This is a genomic window from Tamlana crocina (genome assembly GCF_012037625.1).
The window spans coordinates 1-280 of record NZ_JAAVJS010000886.1; the positions used below are offsets into that span (position 1 = coordinate 1).

Sequence of the window (280 nt, forward strand, 5' to 3'; positions counted from 1 at the left end):
TGGAGCAGGAGATCTTCAGTAAACTGGTTGAATGGATAGGAGATTATATACAACCGGTACAGCAAAATGCCATCCTTATAGGGCAGGTAGATTGCCTTTGTTCCTTTGCCCATCATGCCGTTTCCAACAATTATTGCAAGCCTGAAATTGACGACTCCTTTGAACTGGAAATAAAAAATGGCAGGCATCCGGTAATCGAAAAACAATTACCGCTGTCTGAAACCTACGTTGCTAACGACGTTTATCTTGACAGGGAAAGTCAGCAGATCATTATGATCAC

1 pseudogene is annotated in these 280 nt (G+C 42.1%); it reads left to right on the forward strand.

Annotated elements, in window-relative coordinates:
- Positions 1–280, forward strand: a pseudogene (locus HC176_RS19390) (DNA mismatch repair protein MutS); the annotation flags it as partial.